This window comes from Pontibacter ummariensis (assembly GCF_900188175.1).
GTDB classification, from domain to species: domain Bacteria; phylum Bacteroidota; class Bacteroidia; order Cytophagales; family Hymenobacteraceae; genus Pontibacter; species Pontibacter ummariensis.
On record NZ_FZOQ01000008.1, the window covers coordinates 1 to 14522 of the forward strand.

The 14522-nt window shown below is 49.3% G+C and carries 12 protein-coding genes; 5 read left to right on the forward strand and 7 right to left on the reverse strand.

The window, feature by feature from the left end; translation table 11 throughout:
- The 3 genes from CHB92_RS26445 to CHB92_RS10110 form a co-directional block, all read right to left on the reverse strand.
- Nucleotides 1-172 (reverse strand): PAS domain-containing protein (locus tag CHB92_RS26445; protein ID WP_144266295.1); only part of this gene is annotated, 172 nt, incomplete at its 3' end.
- Between the two features lie 460 nt (nucleotides 173-632).
- Nucleotides 633-1502: a DUF3575 domain-containing protein gene (locus CHB92_RS10100; RefSeq protein ID WP_089319088.1), complete on the reverse strand. Its 870-nt coding sequence runs from the start codon at nucleotides 1500-1502 to the stop codon at nucleotides 633-635.
- 1240 nt (nucleotides 1503-2742) lie between these two features.
- Nucleotides 2743-4230, reverse strand: a complete 1488-nt coding sequence (locus CHB92_RS10110) for an AGE family epimerase/isomerase (RefSeq protein ID WP_089319089.1) — start codon at nucleotides 4228-4230, stop codon at nucleotides 2743-2745.
- Nucleotides 4231-4629: 399 nt separating this feature from the next.
- Here CHB92_RS10110 and CHB92_RS10115 point away from each other — a divergent pair, with 399 nt between their 5' ends.
- The 4 genes from CHB92_RS10115 to CHB92_RS10130 all read left to right on the forward strand — a co-directional run bounded on the left by CHB92_RS10115 (nucleotide 4630) and on the right by CHB92_RS10130 (nucleotide 7847).
- Nucleotides 4630-5274: a hypothetical protein gene (locus CHB92_RS10115; RefSeq protein ID WP_089319090.1), complete on the forward strand. Its 645-nt coding sequence runs from the start codon at nucleotides 4630-4632 to the stop codon at nucleotides 5272-5274.
- 212 nt (nucleotides 5275-5486) lie between these two features.
- Nucleotides 5487-5981 (forward strand): PRC-barrel domain-containing protein, encoded by a 495-nt coding sequence (locus CHB92_RS10120; protein ID WP_089319091.1) that lies wholly within the window; start codon nucleotides 5487-5489, stop codon nucleotides 5979-5981.
- 391 nt (nucleotides 5982-6372) lie between these two features.
- Nucleotides 6373-6738: a hypothetical protein gene (locus CHB92_RS10125; protein ID WP_089319092.1), complete on the forward strand. Its 366-nt coding sequence runs from the start codon at nucleotides 6373-6375 to the stop codon at nucleotides 6736-6738.
- Nucleotides 6739-6935: 197 nt separating this feature from the next.
- Nucleotides 6936-7847: a YihY/virulence factor BrkB family protein gene (locus CHB92_RS10130; protein ID WP_089319093.1), complete on the forward strand. Its 912-nt coding sequence runs from the start codon at nucleotides 6936-6938 to the stop codon at nucleotides 7845-7847.
- Between the two features lie 20 nt (nucleotides 7848-7867).
- On the opposite strand, the gene CHB92_RS10135 is transcribed toward CHB92_RS10130, so the two are convergent.
- Nucleotides 7868-9316 (reverse strand): L-lactate permease, encoded by a 1449-nt coding sequence (locus CHB92_RS10135; RefSeq protein WP_089319094.1) that lies wholly within the window; start codon nucleotides 9314-9316, stop codon nucleotides 7868-7870.
- Nucleotides 9317-9713: 397 nt separating this feature from the next.
- On the opposite strand from CHB92_RS10135, the gene CHB92_RS10140 reads away from it, so the two are divergent.
- Nucleotides 9714-10109, forward strand: coding sequence for a group I truncated hemoglobin (locus CHB92_RS10140; RefSeq protein ID WP_089319095.1), 396 nt, complete (start codon nucleotides 9714-9716; stop codon nucleotides 10107-10109).
- A gap of 530 nt (nucleotides 10110-10639) precedes the next feature.
- Here CHB92_RS10140 and CHB92_RS10145 read toward each other — a convergent pair.
- The 3 genes from CHB92_RS10145 to CHB92_RS10155 form a co-directional block, all read right to left on the reverse strand.
- Entirely contained in the window at nucleotides 10640-12070 is a 1431-nt protein-coding gene (locus tag CHB92_RS10145; RefSeq protein ID WP_218824248.1) for an FAD-binding oxidoreductase, read from the reverse strand.
- A gap of 184 nt (nucleotides 12071-12254) precedes the next feature.
- The gene (locus CHB92_RS10150) at nucleotides 12255-13247 is read right to left on the reverse strand and encodes a 2-hydroxyacid dehydrogenase (protein WP_089319096.1); all 993 of its coding nucleotides are present in this window, start codon (nucleotides 13245-13247) and stop codon (nucleotides 12255-12257) included.
- Between the two features lie 566 nt (nucleotides 13248-13813).
- Nucleotides 13814-14227 carry an Hsp20/alpha crystallin family protein gene (locus CHB92_RS10155; protein WP_245842448.1) on the reverse strand — a complete coding sequence of 138 codons (414 nt, stop codon included), beginning with the start codon at nucleotides 14225-14227 and terminating at the stop codon, nucleotides 13814-13816.
- Nucleotides 14228-14522 lie beyond the last annotated feature (295 nt).

Consider the following 14522-nt stretch of genomic DNA (forward strand, 5'->3'; position numbering starts at 1 on the left):
TAAGGTAGCGAGCGTAGCTTTTTCCAGTCAGCTCCTCACTGCTGTAGCCCAGTATGCCTTGGCACGCATCACTTAAATAAGAAAAGCAGCCTTGCCTATCGAGGGTGCAGATGATATCAAGCGAGTACTTGTTGATCTTCTCAAAGATTCTGAGTTTCTGCTCAGGAGCCATTTATAGTAAACAAATTTAAGTCTTGGCAGACGGAGACGAATGTTGTAAATCTTAAACAACGGAGCACTTATATATAGCGTTATTAAGTGTTTACTTAATCACTAAAGATATCGCAAAAACGTACATTTTTTCGGGAAGTAAAAATTGCATTAACCTTGGATATTCACTAAATATAGTTATAAAAGGGCTAAACAAAAACAAATGAGCTATCAGTCTGCTTCTAATTCCTTTAGACTCCAATTATTAAACTTAAAACATTGGCTACAAAATAATTGGCAAGCCACAGCTATAATCGAAGGTCCTTATTAGGGCATTTATGAGGAACGACTAAAGTACTAAAAATATCAAATGCTAAAGTTTTCTTTTTAGGCCTCCATGCCGTGTGAGTATAAAATCAATTTGGTCACAAAACATAATATTTTACCATAATAGTAGAAGAAGCACCTTTTAGCAACAACACCTAAAAGGTCATGCCCAGGTTAAACCCTAAGCTCCTGATTCCTGCAAAAGGCCCTTTGCCCGTTACGTTTAATCCCTGATCAGTCACTGAAGCATCAACGGCTGCAACACCCTTAAAAGAATCATTAATACCCTCAAAAATACCTTCCAAGTCCTTCCTTTCAGTTGTTGATAAAGAACTTAGATCTGCCGCGGCAGACATAGCAATATCCGTTTTTCCGTAGTGCCCCCCTAACATGTACCAATCAAAGGTCATTCTTTTTGAAATCAGCCATTGAGCACCTATCATGACTCCACCGCCTAGCCCTTTAAAAGCTCCCTGTAAGGGCAACAGATATGTATTGTCGTTTGTACCATAATTGTAAGGATAAGCAGCCTTCATGCTTGCGTAACGCCCATACACCGACACATAAAGCCCTCTAGCTCCCGAATGCCTTCCAGCATAAAACCTCGCTTCACCATTAAAGGAGTTGTTCGCTATACTAGCCAAGTTTAACTCGTTTATAAGGAACCCGTAATCTTGCAAATACAGATCTATTGCTCGTTCTACAAGGAATATCGAAGACAAAGTAGTTTCAGGCATAACATTAAAACCTAGTGCACAAGTCATTTTTCGTGTAAGGGAGCGCTCATACCCTAAGCTGTAATTTTCTAAAGCCAATGATGAGAGATTTACCTTTACTATGTTCTTTCTAAAATTTTCTTTTGAAGCAACTACTGGCAAAGCATGGTGCGTTACAGTTGTCTCTGACCAAAGCTTTGCCGCGCCTTTACCTGATACCGTGGAACTTGCTGCTTCTGTTGTCTGTGCTGAAGCAAGCTTATAAGAAACTAAGAAAACAAAGAAAAAAATAATTCGCGCAGATAGCATTATATAAACAGGATAGGGTGTCAAAAAGAAGTTGTACTTCCTAACGACCGTGTTGCTTGGAAAAAATTGTATGAAGGGGAGCAGAGCAGAACCTGCTACAACAACTGCTGAATTGAAATAGTGATATCATGAGGAGCTACTTCGTCGCCTCCAAAATAAGGATACAACCGGTATCCCTGCCCCACTCCATCACATTCCCTGGGTAATGTAACTGACCTGCCATCCATAGTTAGGATGTAGGCCTGGTCCTCCAATCTAATTTCACAAGTGGAAGGTTGACCCAAAGTAGCATACCCTACAAAGGCGTAGTTCCTCGCCCTGTTCTTATACGTATAGGCAAGTACTTCCAATCGGTTTCCATACCAGCGCCAGCCAAACCGAACACTGTTGACTTGGTGAAGGCTGTTACAATCAGCAAGGCCGTATAATTTGTTAATGTCTCCCTGATTAGCTGGATTCTTTGTGGTATAGATAGCTGTACTATCAAAAGTTACAGAAAAGCGAATTTGGTCTGTGCTTAAGGTTTTGAAGGAATTACGTATGGAATAATGCCCCCCCTTTTTAATAGTATAGGCAATCGCATTTGGGCCTATTTCTTGTTCCGGACCCAACGGGAACTCAGGCATTAGCTCGCACGACTGAAAAGTACAACAAACAGCCAAGGATGCAACGAGGCAACCCTTCTTTATTAAAGGCAACAATGGTAATTTAATTAAGTTTGTATTGATATAAAGTACAGTAGATAACAAACAGCTTAATTGACTACAACCCCCTGTTTATAAATCCGGAAGCAATATTACATGTTGAACTTTATAAACAAACAGCTCCTATATACTTTTTTTAAATTTATTTTTTTAATACAATTTCAACAGTGTTAGCAAATATAACAAACACGTTTTTTTTCTATTATACAAAGCCATTTAAGAGAAACAGAATAGACAAAAGCTCATGTTCTGAGGACAGATTGAATAACAGTATTATTACCTCCACTAAAAAGAGGAATGATTAGTGTTCAAAAGCGGCTCATGCTAACGCAGGATGCGGCAAGGCTGGACACTGCTTGAACCGATTAAAAGACTGTTATAAGTAATCTCGCAAGGATCTTTTATAAAGCTTTCAGTTAGTAGAATGAGCCTTTGTCATAGGCTCGCATAGAAGACACCTTACACGTTTATCCTCGAAACACATCCACTAACCTTACGGCTACCTCACTGCTTATCAACATATTTAGATCTGCACACTAAGGAATTGCCTGGACACTTTTACCGCGGCTTTTCTTTTGCACCTGAACCACCAGGTCGTATCCGCCTTTTGCCGGTAGTTTTATGCTGCCGTTCCTGTTCTTTCTCTTCTTCCACCTTTTTCCGTTTAGCAGCACCTCTTTTACGTCATAGTCCCTTGCTTCGAGTAATAGCGGAAAGAAGTCTTCTGTAACAGGAGAGTTGATGTGATAGTACAGTGTGAGCGGCTGTCTGTTGACCCAGTAGTCCAGGTACATCATGTTCAAAAGACCGTTTTCCACGGCGTGGTAGGATGTCTTGTACTTTCCTGCTTTGCTGCTGTCAAGCAAACTTCCGTCTCTCCCTACACTGGTAAATTCACCACCCCTTTCAGCATCCAGAAAATGCTTGTTCCAAAAGGCAGCTCCCTTCTGGTAATTTTCCCAAAAGCACTCCTCCCCTAAATGGGCATACAAATACAGCTGCAACATGTTGCCATATGCCTGCACCCACCAGGGACTGTCCTGGCTGTGCTCTTCCGGGCTGTCTACTTTTAACCGATGGTACCACATGCCGGTCTCAGGGTCGAAAGCATAGCGGATTAAGTTTTCGTTCAAAGCCAGGGCCTTTTCCCTATACCCCTCCTTCCCGGTTAGCGCATAGAGGCGCATCAGCATCCAGGCTACTTCCACGTTATGCCCTGTATTCATCATCCGGTTCTTCTCCACCAGAGGAGCCCAGTTTCTGTCATAAGCTTCCATTACCCAGCCTGTCCTTTTGTCCTCCATGTGCTTTAGCGTTGTGTCCAGAATCCGTTCACTTATCTTTAGGTACTTATCCTGCCCGGTGGCAGCATGCAGGTAAAGCAGGTAGCCCGACACAGGTGCCAGTTGCGGTGAGAACACTTTGTTTGCGTCTTTCACGCTTAGGTCCCGGTGAAGGCCCTGAAAGTAGCCTCCTCCATTGGCCTTGTCCCAGGCATGTTCCTCAAGTACACGAATCGACCGGTCGAGATAACTTTTAACCCTTGCATCCCTTGTTACTATGTAATACATGGCTAAACCAGTAATGGCATAGGCATGCGTAAACATGTCCTTGTCCCTGGACAAGACTTTACCGGCACGATCCAGTTCGTAGTACCAGCCTCCGTACTGCTCATCCCAGGCGTTTTTGACCAGGAACTCAAAAGCATCTCGGGCTAAGTTCAGGTGCTGCGACTCTCCGCTTAGCAGGTAACCTACCGAAAAGCTGAACATGTGCCGGGCAATCATACCCGGGTATTTCTTATCCGGGCCAACCACTTCCCAGTCTTTGTTCAAGTATGTATGGTAAGCCCCATACTCCTGGTCTTTCGCATGTTTTTGCCAGGGAGCTAATACATCGTCCAGTACCTGCTGCTTCCAGTAATCCCCGTGCATCGCCTCCTGTGCAATAGCAGCAGAAAGATGACAACTGACGATAAAAAGCAGTATGACAAACGTTCTAAGAAAACTTACCAGCCTTTCCATCTTATGTTCTTAATTAGGGTTTAACTTCTGTTACAGCAGGCTTACGCTCTGGTGTGCTTCTCCCCCATTAGCTTTCACCTTCTCAAATCCAAAGAGTACAAAAAAGCCTGACGAATGACCGTAAGGGACCTGCGTTCTTATTGCAGTCACCTCAACCGCCTTGAAAGCAGCCGGTAATACACTGATAAAAAGACCACTATACAGGCACAGCAGCTAACCAAGACCACTGTTTTTAGTACTTAATTAAGTTACTACGTGCTTTTTATAAGAAGGGACGTTTCTAACTTTCCCCATAACTACGGATTTTGGCGGAAAAACACTTAGATCCATAACATCTGCTTTTGAAGGCCTCGTAGTTTAAGAGTAGATATAATCCGTGTACAACTAAAATGAATTGTTATGGCAGAAATTAATGTAGAGAAGAAGAACAAAAACCCTATCTGGCCCTGGATTTTGGGCATACTGATTATAGGGGGTGTTGTGTGGTGGGTCCTGGCAGAGGATGAAAAGCCATTAACAGCCTATGATGCACCTGAGGCAGGCCAGTTTGAGGAGGGCGTCGCCTCCGGAGGCTATGCAGCAGCAGAGACGGAGGAAGTGAACACCGCAGCAGTAGTAAGAGACTATGTGGAATTTGTGGAAGAACGGTTTGAAGGAGCAGACTTTAACCTGAACCACTCTTACACCAGCGAAGGCATTCTAAAGCTACAGAATGCACTGGCCGTACTGGCTAGAGAGAAAACAGACCTGGGCACAGAGATCCGTGATGAAATGGAGGCACTGGAAGCCTACGCGCAGGAAATACAGACGAACCCGGACGAACTGCGACACGCCGAACTGATGCAGCTTGCCTTTGTCCGTGCTGTGAATATCATGCAGCGGATTCAGGAGGAAGGCGATGCGGTATATGTGAACAAAGTGATGGAAGAAGCTGACGATATCAACGGAGAGGTTCCTGCTTTGGAGCAGAAACCAGCCATCAAAGAGTTCTTTGTAGCCGCCAGCGAAGCAGTGGAGCGCATGAGCGAAGATGTAGGCTCCTAACTAAAAAAGAGTAGAGACAGAAGCCACAGATAAAGTGCCTGTGGCTTCGCCCCTTCCCGACCGAAAAGGGGCTATACCCCTAAAGCGGGAGCACAGCAAGCAGCTTGGTTTTGTTTCGCCTACGTGCTGCCGGCCTGCTTCACGGATCAGCGCAGCGCAAGAAAACAAAGCCACCAAGCAAACTTGTTTTTAAGAATTAAATAGAAATCCATATGGCAGATAACAGAGACATGCAGCATGACAACAGGCACTTATATCGTTTAAGCGAACTGGACGATTATAAAGTAGCCAGCGATGACCCTGATGTACGTGGTTGGGAAATCGTGGACGTGAACAAGGAGAAGTTCGGTACCGTTCGGGAGCTACTCGTAGACCCCGACATAGAGAAGGTGCGCTACCTGGACGTGGAGCCGACCCGTGACCTGGTAGCGGGTGGCGAAGGCAAGCGGATGCTTGTGCCGATTGGCGTTGCCAAGCTCGACGAGGACCATGACCAGGTAATTGTAGATAAGGTGGACAAGGTATCTGTATCGTCTTTCCCCCTCTATACCGGGGAAGTGGTGGACAGAGACTACGAGGTAGCCGTAACGGAGGTATTCAACCACCCGGCCGGCCCAGCGCCTGAAACACGGGCAAGAGGAGCGTTTTACGACGCGCCTCTTTACGACGAGGAACGCTTCTATACAAACCGAAACCGCCGGTTATAAAAACGTCCTCTCACAGCTTGTCAAGCGAGAGGAGTTAAAGGGCAGGCCGCTTCAACCCTATTGGAGCGGCCTGCCTGTGTAAAAGAGTTCGGACTAACAGGATCAGCAGGTCCTCCTGGCGCTCTTGGTAAGGCCTGCCCTTATATCCTACCTGTGCTTTAAAAGGCCCCGATGCTTTTTTAGGTGGGAGCCTACAGGTTGTGTCGCATTTCAGTGGAACGATTTCACGTGTTCCCGTATATCTACCTACAGCTAACCAGCTGCTCTCTGGCAGCGCCTTGAGAACAAGGGAAGGTACAGCCGGAAACACCACAAAGCGCTAAAGGCAGCAGGTGAAAGAGCAAACAGCAGTATCTAAGGAAGGGTAAAGAGACGTATTGTCAACTAATTTATGTGTCAGCACTGTATACAAAAGCATATCTACAAATTTAAATCGCACCAGGACTTTGAGTCCTTCGGGAATGCACTGCAGGAGAAGTGTATTTCCAACCAGTACACCATCATAGACAGGCAAAATAAAGGGAGTATTTCGCTCTTGGGCTCCTGCCTTTTTTATAAGTGCAATGCCTGCAAAGAACAATGGGTTCTGTCGGTACCTGGCAAGGGCTGGCGTGGCTTTTACCTGCCAGAAAAGGCGGCCGAGGAGTACACCCAACGACTCAGAAGAATCGAAAAAGCACGAAGCGCCGGGTACCTGGTCATGCTGGTTATTGTTACCCTCGTCTTGCTATGGAAACTCTTGCTTTACTTTCTTTAAAAAAGTCCGGGTTGTTCCGGGCAAACCGACTGGACTGAGCTGCTTGCTCCCCAGTAAATCAGATATAGCGATCCTTTATCTGGCTTCTGTCTAAGCTCATGTAGCAGGCACCCGACACGTAACAAGCTAACCTCCTGCACTATAAACCGTTAGCCAAACATACTATTCCCTCACAAACGCTGCTGTACTGTTACCGGATGAAGCATTTAAATTCCTTTTTAAAGAAGACCTGGGAGGTAATACAGCACACCAAAAAAGGCTTTCTGAAAGGGGAGCCTATTGTGCACAGTGCCGCGATTGCCTTCTTCACCATCTTTTCGCTCCCTGCCCTCCTCATCGTTATCAGCTTTATAGGTACCCTGTTTTTTTCTGGGAAAACGGTAAGAACAGAAATCGTGAAAGAGGTGGAAGACCTGATCAACGCGAATGCGGCGGAGCAGGTAAAATCTGTGCTGGAAAACCTCTCTCAGTTACAACTCGGCTTTTGGGAGGTACTGCTGGGTGTCGTCGTTGTGCTTCAGGGAGCCTCTGTCGTGTTCTTTATGATACAAAAAGCGCTTAATACGGTTTGGCAGGTAAAGGTGAAGCCGGACGTAAAGCTCTGGCGGGTTATAAAGCACCGGCTTATTGCCCTGGTATTGGTTGTAGGCTTAGGGTTGCTGCTTACCTTAAGTCTAATGCTCGACACCGTCGTGTCTGTCTTCAGCCAACAACTGCAGGCCCTGTTTGAAGAGCACCTTTCCCCAGCTATCCGAATCATGAACACGGCTTTTTACCTGGTCGTGGTCTTAGGCTTTTTTACCGCCGTCCATAAAGTATTGCCGGACGCCAGGGTAAGCTGGAAAGACGCGCTGGCAGGTGGCCTTATCTCTTCTATTCTTTTTCTGCTGGGCAAGGAGCTCATCAATACCTTTTTAGGCAGTGTTAAAATAGTGGGCATTTACGCTGCGGCAGGCTCCCTGGTGGTGGTCTTGCTGTGGGTCTTTTACTCCTCCCTCGTTTTTGTGCTAGGGGCTGAGATCACCAAGGCGTATGCTAACATGCGCGGGCGCGAAATAGAACCAACATCCATTGCGATGAAATATGAGCGGGAAAAGATTGATCTGTGAGCTAAGCACCTCCTACCGCCCTACACCAGCAACCAGCCCATGCCCAACAAGCCTAACAACAGTGCTGCCAGCAAGGTTGGAACAAGGTTGTTAGCCAGGACGGCTTTGTAGTTCCTGATGTTTGCCACCGAAGCCGCCGCTATGATATTGAACAGGCAAACGGCATTCCCGATCGAGGCCCCCGCCAGTTGCAGCGCCAGCACCGTGTTCACGCTGATGCCCAGTGATGCGGCTGTTTGCTGTTGCGAGGCACCGAATACCAGGTTAGAGATCGTAGTGCTGCCTGTAATAAAAGCGCCCATCACCCCGATAAAAGGGGCAAACACGGGGTAAGTGTCCCCCAGCTTACTCAGTAGTTCGGCAATGTAGCGCACCATGGAGGGCTGCTCCACACCCGAAAAAATCATGAGTTGGGCAATCGCCACAGAAGGGAACAGCACCACAAACACATTCCCCATCTTGCCCAAGGGCTCTTTCAGGTACAGGGATTTGCTCTTCCTGTAGTAAGCGACCCCCAGCCCCACCACAACAAAGGGCAGAAAAGGGGACTGCAGGGGCTTTATGCCTCCCCGGATGCCCGAGCGGAACATGTCCTCAAATACCAGCTCCCAACCAATCCAATGCCGCAGCGGGGCGAAGAGCTTGGGCAAGAGCAGCAGGAGCGCCAGCACAGCATAGGGCAGCCAGGGCCGCAGGTCGATCTGCGTTCCTTTCTGGCGCAGGTATACGACCGAAAGTCCCAACATGAGAAGGGCCGCAAAAACAGTGGCTAGTTCAGGGGCCAGCCAGGCCAGGGCACAGAAAGGGAGCATAAAGAACACATACAGCACCAGTACCTGCTTTTGGTTCTCGAGCGCCCCATGCTGCTGACGAACCAGGCGGAGCACAAACCACAGCACCAGCAGGCCGGCCAGGCTCATCAGCAATGCCGCAGTAATGCCAATCACTTTCAGGGTGTCGTTGCCTAAATTGAGTGGCAGTTGCAGCCCGATCAGTAGCGGTGTGCCCACGGCCCCGAACAAGGCAAACAAACCGTCGAACAGCAGCACCACCGACACCGAAAGCACTGCCTCAAAGCCCAGCGCCATCAGGATCAGGGGTACAATAGCACCCGGCGTACCAAAGCCGGCCACTCCCTCAAAGAAAGCCGTTAAGCCGATGGCCAGCAGGAAAAAGCGCAGCTCTCTGGAGGGGTGCAACTTGTCGAGCGAGTGGGTGATCTGCTCCACCAGCCCCGTATGGTCCATGATCGTATAGAGGAAAACAGCGCCCAGCACAATCAGCAGAATGTTAAGCGTGGTCAGCAGCGACACACCCAGCGCTCCCAGGTAGTGGGGCAGCCCCGCTCCCCAGTAAAAGAACAGCAGCGTGGTGACGGCCCAGCCTATCAACACCGCCGGCTTCACCCCTTTGGTCAAAGAGATAGCCACCAGTAGCAGGATAGGCAGCAGTGCGAGCAGGTAAGGCATCTAAATCTATCTTTTTTGTCTGTATAACCTGTGCTTTGCTAGCATTTTGATCAAATAAACCAGAAACACCGGCAAACCTTTTTCACGCAATATACCCCGTCCGGGTAAGCAGAACCAGGCCTGCTTCATAATTATTCAGGAAATAAATCAACAAAATAAGTTGCGCCTAGTAAACAATAGTACTAGTACTAAGAAAAGCATGCGGATTGCCTTCTAGGAAATAAACATCCATACCCCCTATTGCGCAGGCCACAGAACACCACAAGCCAGCGCCCCTGACTCCACAGCTGTTTATCGGAAGGCAAGGCATACTTGTCTTTACCTCCCCTGCTCCACCTCCTGAACGGTGGAGAGCACAACTGCAGCCGATGCATTTTTAACCTTCAATCTCAGACCCATGAACGAAACAACCACTATCCAGAAACTGTCCCTCTACGAACGCCTGGGGAAGCGGGAGGGAATTACCTCGCTGGTAGATGACATTGTAGAGGCGCACATGAACAACCCGGTCGTAAAGCCTCGTTTCGAGCCCTACCGCAACCAAGCCGATAACCTGAAGCTGATCAAGGCACACACCGTTGACTTCTTCTGCGCTGGCACCGGTGGACTGGAGCAGTACACGGGCCGGGACATGCTGGCGGCGCACAAAGGAATGAACATCAGCGAAGAAGAGTTTATAGCGGTGCTGGACGATATCCTGCAGGTGCTGGACCAGCACGGCATCGACGCGGATTCACGCAAAGATGTGCTGGCAATTGCCTATTCTCTTAAAGATAACATCATACGAGTATAAGGCTCGCACTGTCCCTGGAAACGCGCTAGATGTTTATAGCGGCGATACAGCCGCTATAGCAAAAGATTACCTGTACCGCCAGAAGCTTTTACCACCTACCGGCTTTCACCACCTAAAGGGGTTATTACCTGGATAGCTTTTATCAGCCGGGTGCTTTTCTCAGCACACAGGCAGCGCATTTTGCCAAATGGCCTTATAACTCCTGCTGGTGCTTTTTTTATGATCATCTCGCCCCATGGGAGAGATCATAGGGACTCTGTTTAGCTCTCTCCGAGTTCAAGATGCCAGCTTACAGAGGCTATTACACCCAGATATCTTTCTACCGATCATGGTTTCATGAAATGTCAGCAGGATGTCCACTCCACTCATATCCTCTTGTCGTTTCGACGAAAGGGGCAATCCATATCCGGATAGTCAAGGCCTAAACACTTGCTTAAAACCGCCTTGTTAACACAGCCCAGGGAGCCTCTGCTCGAAGGAACCCTGGGCTGTGTTAGCACGCGTGCTAACAAAACTTTTACCCACTAGCCTCAGGCAACTTCTGCGGGCTTAATGTTTTGATTAAACCGGAAGAGGTTGTGCGGGTCGTACTTTGTCTTCACCTCTACCAACCGATCATAGTTCGGGCCGTAGGCGTTGCGGATGCGGTCTGTCTCCTCCTGTGTGAGAAAGTTAATGTATACTCCACCGGTAGCGTAGGGGGCGGAGGCGTGGAAGAAAGCCCGTGCCCATTGGATGCACTCCTCATCCTCGGAAGAATTCTCCCACCGGGCATGCACATTCATCACAAATTCAGCGTCCCGGTGCGGATAAGCTGTCTCCGTCTCTCCCACTCGCCCCATCTGCCCTCCTACCTGTCCGATAAAGATCTCGGTATGCGGTGAAGGAAGGCGGCCCGCGTAGTCTACCAGAGTGTCCAGTGCCTCGTCGCTCAAAGCTTCGAAGTTATGCGACTTCCAGTAATTACGGGCACCCGGGGTGAGCAGCGGGTCAAAGGCCTGCTGCCATTGCACGTACTGGTGTGGTCCGATCACGTCGGCGATGGGCTTACCCCAACTGCGTAGCGGCTCCAGCAGGCGCTCGCCTTCGGCCATGTCCCCGGCGTGGAAGGCGGCCAGCACCACCACCTCTTTGCCGTGCCATTCCTCCGGAAGGAAAGGTAGTGGAGGTGCTTTTCGAACGACTGCCCACACAGCCGTTTCGTCAGGCAAACCAGCCACAAATTCGCGGTAAAACTGCAACACTTTCTTCGCCTCCGAAAAGGGGTGCACAATCAGTCCGGAAAGCACTTCAGGGCCCACCTTGTGCAGCCTAAACTTAAAGGAAGTAACCACCCCAAAGTTGCCGCCGCCACCGCGTACCGCCCAGAACAGGTCCTGGTGCCTATCCTCGCTCGCCTGCACCAACTCTCCTTCCGCTGTAACGATGTCGACAGCAAGCAGATTATCTACCGTCATACCGTACAGCCGGCTGAGCCAGCCAAAGCCGCCACCAAGGGTAAGCCCGGCAACGCCGGTGGTAGAGTTGATGCCGACAGGTGTCGCCAAGCCAAAGGCTTGCGCTTCGCGGTCAAAGTCGGCCAGGGTGCATCCCGGCTCCACCAGGGCAATCCGCGCTTCGGGGTCTATTTGCACAGAGCGCATCTGCGACAAGTCCAGCATCAGGCCATGGTCGCACACCGCGCTTCCGGCAATGTTGTGCCCGCCGCCGCGGATAGACAGGAGCAGATCGTGGTTCCGTGCAAAGATAACCGCCTGCAGCACGTCTGCAGAGCCGGAGCAGCGCACAATCAGGCCAGGACGGCGGTCCACCATACTGTTCCATATAGCGCGGGCCTCATCATACTGGGGGGATTCAGGCGTAAGAAGTTCACCATGCAGCTTTGCGGAAAGCTCCCTTATCTCCTCTTCGGAGATTTCGGTCATCTCCTGATCAAGCGTACAAACCGCATACGTTTTCATAGGCACCTCCTTGTTTCACTTGTTTTAACTCTTCAGCATCATCAGCATAGGGATAACCCTAGCTCCTTCTGTTAGGAAAGCGCTTTGTTTTGCACCTTTTATTGTACGTAAGCAACTTTAAAATGCACAATTATAACCAACAAATTAACAACTGTCCTCTTCCCCCTCCGGTAAACATCCTAGCCTATGGCAGTACTTCATTAGTTAAATCGTTCCCCTGCTCAAAGTCTGTGATGTTTTGCAGCGTAACGTGGGCGATGCTCTGCAGGGCGTCGGTGGTGAAGAAGGCCTGGTGGCCTGTGATCAGCACGTTGTTGAAGGAGAGCAGGCGCATGAACACATCGTCCTGGATCACCTTGTTCGACAGGTCCTCAAAAAACAGGTCTCCCTCCTCTTCGTACACGTCCAGCCCCAGGTACTTTATCTTCTCACTCTTCAGCCCTTTGATCACGGCCTGTGTGTCGATGATGGCCCCGCGGCTGGTGTTGATCAGCATGACGCCGGCCTTCATTTTACCGATGGCCTCCTCGTTGATCAGGTGATAGGTTTGGGGCGTAAGCGGGCAGTGCAGCGAAATAATATCGGAATGGGCATACACGCTGTCCAGGTCTGTAAACTCAATCCCGATCTGGATCGCCTCCTCGTTGTTGCGTATATCGTAGCCCAGTACCCGGCACCCGAAGCCCTTCAGAATACGGGCCGTCACCAGGCCTATCTTGCCCAGGCCAATGATTCCGACCGTGCGGCCATGCAGGTCAAAGCCCATCAAGCCGTTCAGGGCAAAGTTCCCTTCCCGCACCCGGTTGTAGGCCCGGTGGGTTTTGCGGTTCAAAGCCAGGATAAGGGCCAGGGTATGCTCCGCCACGGCGTATGGCGAGTAAGCCGGCACCCGCACGACTTTCAATCCCAACTCGGCTGCAGCTTTCAGGTCCACGTTGTTGTAGCCGGCACAGCGCAGGGCGATGAGCTTAATCCCTGCCTCTTTTAGCAGGTGCAGCACCGGGGCGTTGGCCAGGTCGTTTACAAAGATGCACACGGCCTCACTGCCTTTGGCCAGCACCGCAGTGTGCTCGTTCAAGGGCACTTCCAGAAACTTCAGCTGGTGCTCATAGTCTCTGTTTGCTTCAGTGAAGAATTGTTGGTCATAGGCTTTGGAGTTGAAAAAGGTGATGTTCATGCGTGGGGTGGGTTTGAGGTGGTAGCCTGTTGTTATTTTTAGTTAATTTATTTGGGCTTATGGGCTTCTTCTTTTGTGCTTGTTTAAGCTGGCTTAATGGCTGACTATAAGATTCTTGTCTAAGCTAACGTAGGGACGGCTGATCCTATAGAATTACTTAAGTCCTTTTTCATTGTTTAAGTCTTTGCGCTCCACGTCTGGGGTAGGGGCCCTTCTGAAGCGAGGGTGCGTTTTCCCGCTCGGCGCTGTGTGTCTGAAGCTGCTCCTCGCTCCGCTGTGGGCTGCCCTTACGGGCACCGCAACATCCACAAACAGAGGGCCCCTACCCCCGGCACCTCCCGGAAAAACTGGGTAAGTTTTTTTCGTCGATCTCCTTTTAGAAATGCTCTGTTCTCCACGCTGACTGTAGTTGTTTAATTTTGAAAACACTATCTGTTAAAGAGGTCAGCGTCATTAGTGACTAAAGAGAAACTTATGAAGCACGTAAAAAGTGTGGCAGCCGGAGGCGTGGGGGCTCCGGCTGCTGGAAATGGTGCTTTTTGTCTTTGGTCTTTAGCTTTTGTTTTTTATTCAATGTTGATGGAGCGCTTTTGCTTTTCAGGCACTTGTGCTTTGGGCACGGTGATGTGCAGGATGCCTTCCTCGTAGCGGGCCTTGATGTCTTCCTGGTTTACGGTTTCCGGCAAACGGAAAGAACGGCTGAAGGAACTGTAGTTATACTCGCGGCGGGTATAGTTCTCCTGCTCGTCGGTGTTGCTGGTCTCTTTCTGACTGCTGATGGTCAGTACGCCTTCGTTCACGTTGATATCGAAGTCCTGCTTGGTCATACCCGGCGCGGCCACCTCAATGGCATAATCCTTCTCGTTATCGCGAATGTTCACAGCGGGCATACTTCCCATCATCTGGCGGCCCCATTGCATGGGCATGCGCATGATGTCGTTTTCAAAAAAGCGGTCAACATCCCGAAAAAAATCAGACATAAAAGATCGGGGTGCTAGGTTTTCGCCGTTGTTTCGTTTTGCTAACTGTACCATAGCTTGTTTTCCTGTTGTTAAGGTTAATGATCACAGGTCCTTCGGCAGGGCAGCGTTTTGCCTGCGTTAGTCCTACTAATTCATCTCTACGTCCTAGTTTACAGACTGTTACTTATATACCGAAGTTTATAGAAGCTACAAAGCAAGCTGCATAAGACCTCGCGATGCCCCCTTGCCCTGTACCTCCCACCGCTCCTTGATGCCGCCAGTTTACCTGCCTTGTCTTCTCTCCATTCTTATC

What these genes read in the sequence shown, in the direction of transcription:
- CHB92_RS10125 (WP_089319092.1), top strand. Translation starts at nt 6,373, where the DNA reads ATGTGTCAGCACTGTATACAAAAGCATATCTACAAATTTAAATCGCAC.
- CHB92_RS10155 (WP_245842448.1), bottom strand. Translation starts at nt 14,227, where the DNA reads ATGTCTGATTTTTTTCGGGATGTTGACCGCTTTTTTGAAAACGACATC.
- CHB92_RS10140 (WP_089319095.1), top strand. Translation starts at nt 9,714, where the DNA reads ATGAACGAAACAACCACTATCCAGAAACTGTCCCTCTACGAACGCCTG.
- CHB92_RS10145 (WP_218824248.1), bottom strand. Translation starts at nt 12,070, where the DNA reads ATGAAAACGTATGCGGTTTGTACGCTTGATCAGGAGATGACCGAAATC.
- CHB92_RS10110 (WP_089319089.1), bottom strand. Translation starts at nt 4,230, where the DNA reads ATGGAAAGGCTGGTAAGTTTTCTTAGAACGTTTGTCATACTGCTTTTT.
- CHB92_RS10130 (WP_089319093.1), top strand. Translation starts at nt 6,936, where the DNA reads ATGAAGCATTTAAATTCCTTTTTAAAGAAGACCTGGGAGGTAATACAG.
- CHB92_RS10135 (WP_089319094.1), bottom strand. Translation starts at nt 9,316, where the DNA reads ATGCCTTACCTGCTCGCACTGCTGCCTATCCTGCTACTGGTGGCTATC.
- CHB92_RS10115 (WP_089319090.1), top strand. Translation starts at nt 4,630, where the DNA reads ATGGCAGAAATTAATGTAGAGAAGAAGAACAAAAACCCTATCTGGCCC.
- CHB92_RS10120 (WP_089319091.1), top strand. Translation starts at nt 5,487, where the DNA reads ATGGCAGATAACAGAGACATGCAGCATGACAACAGGCACTTATATCGT.
- CHB92_RS10150 (WP_089319096.1), bottom strand. Translation starts at nt 13,247, where the DNA reads ATGAACATCACCTTTTTCAACTCCAAAGCCTATGACCAACAATTCTTC.
- CHB92_RS10100 (WP_089319088.1), bottom strand. Translation starts at nt 1,502, where the DNA reads ATGCTATCTGCGCGAATTATTTTTTTCTTTGTTTTCTTAGTTTCTTAT.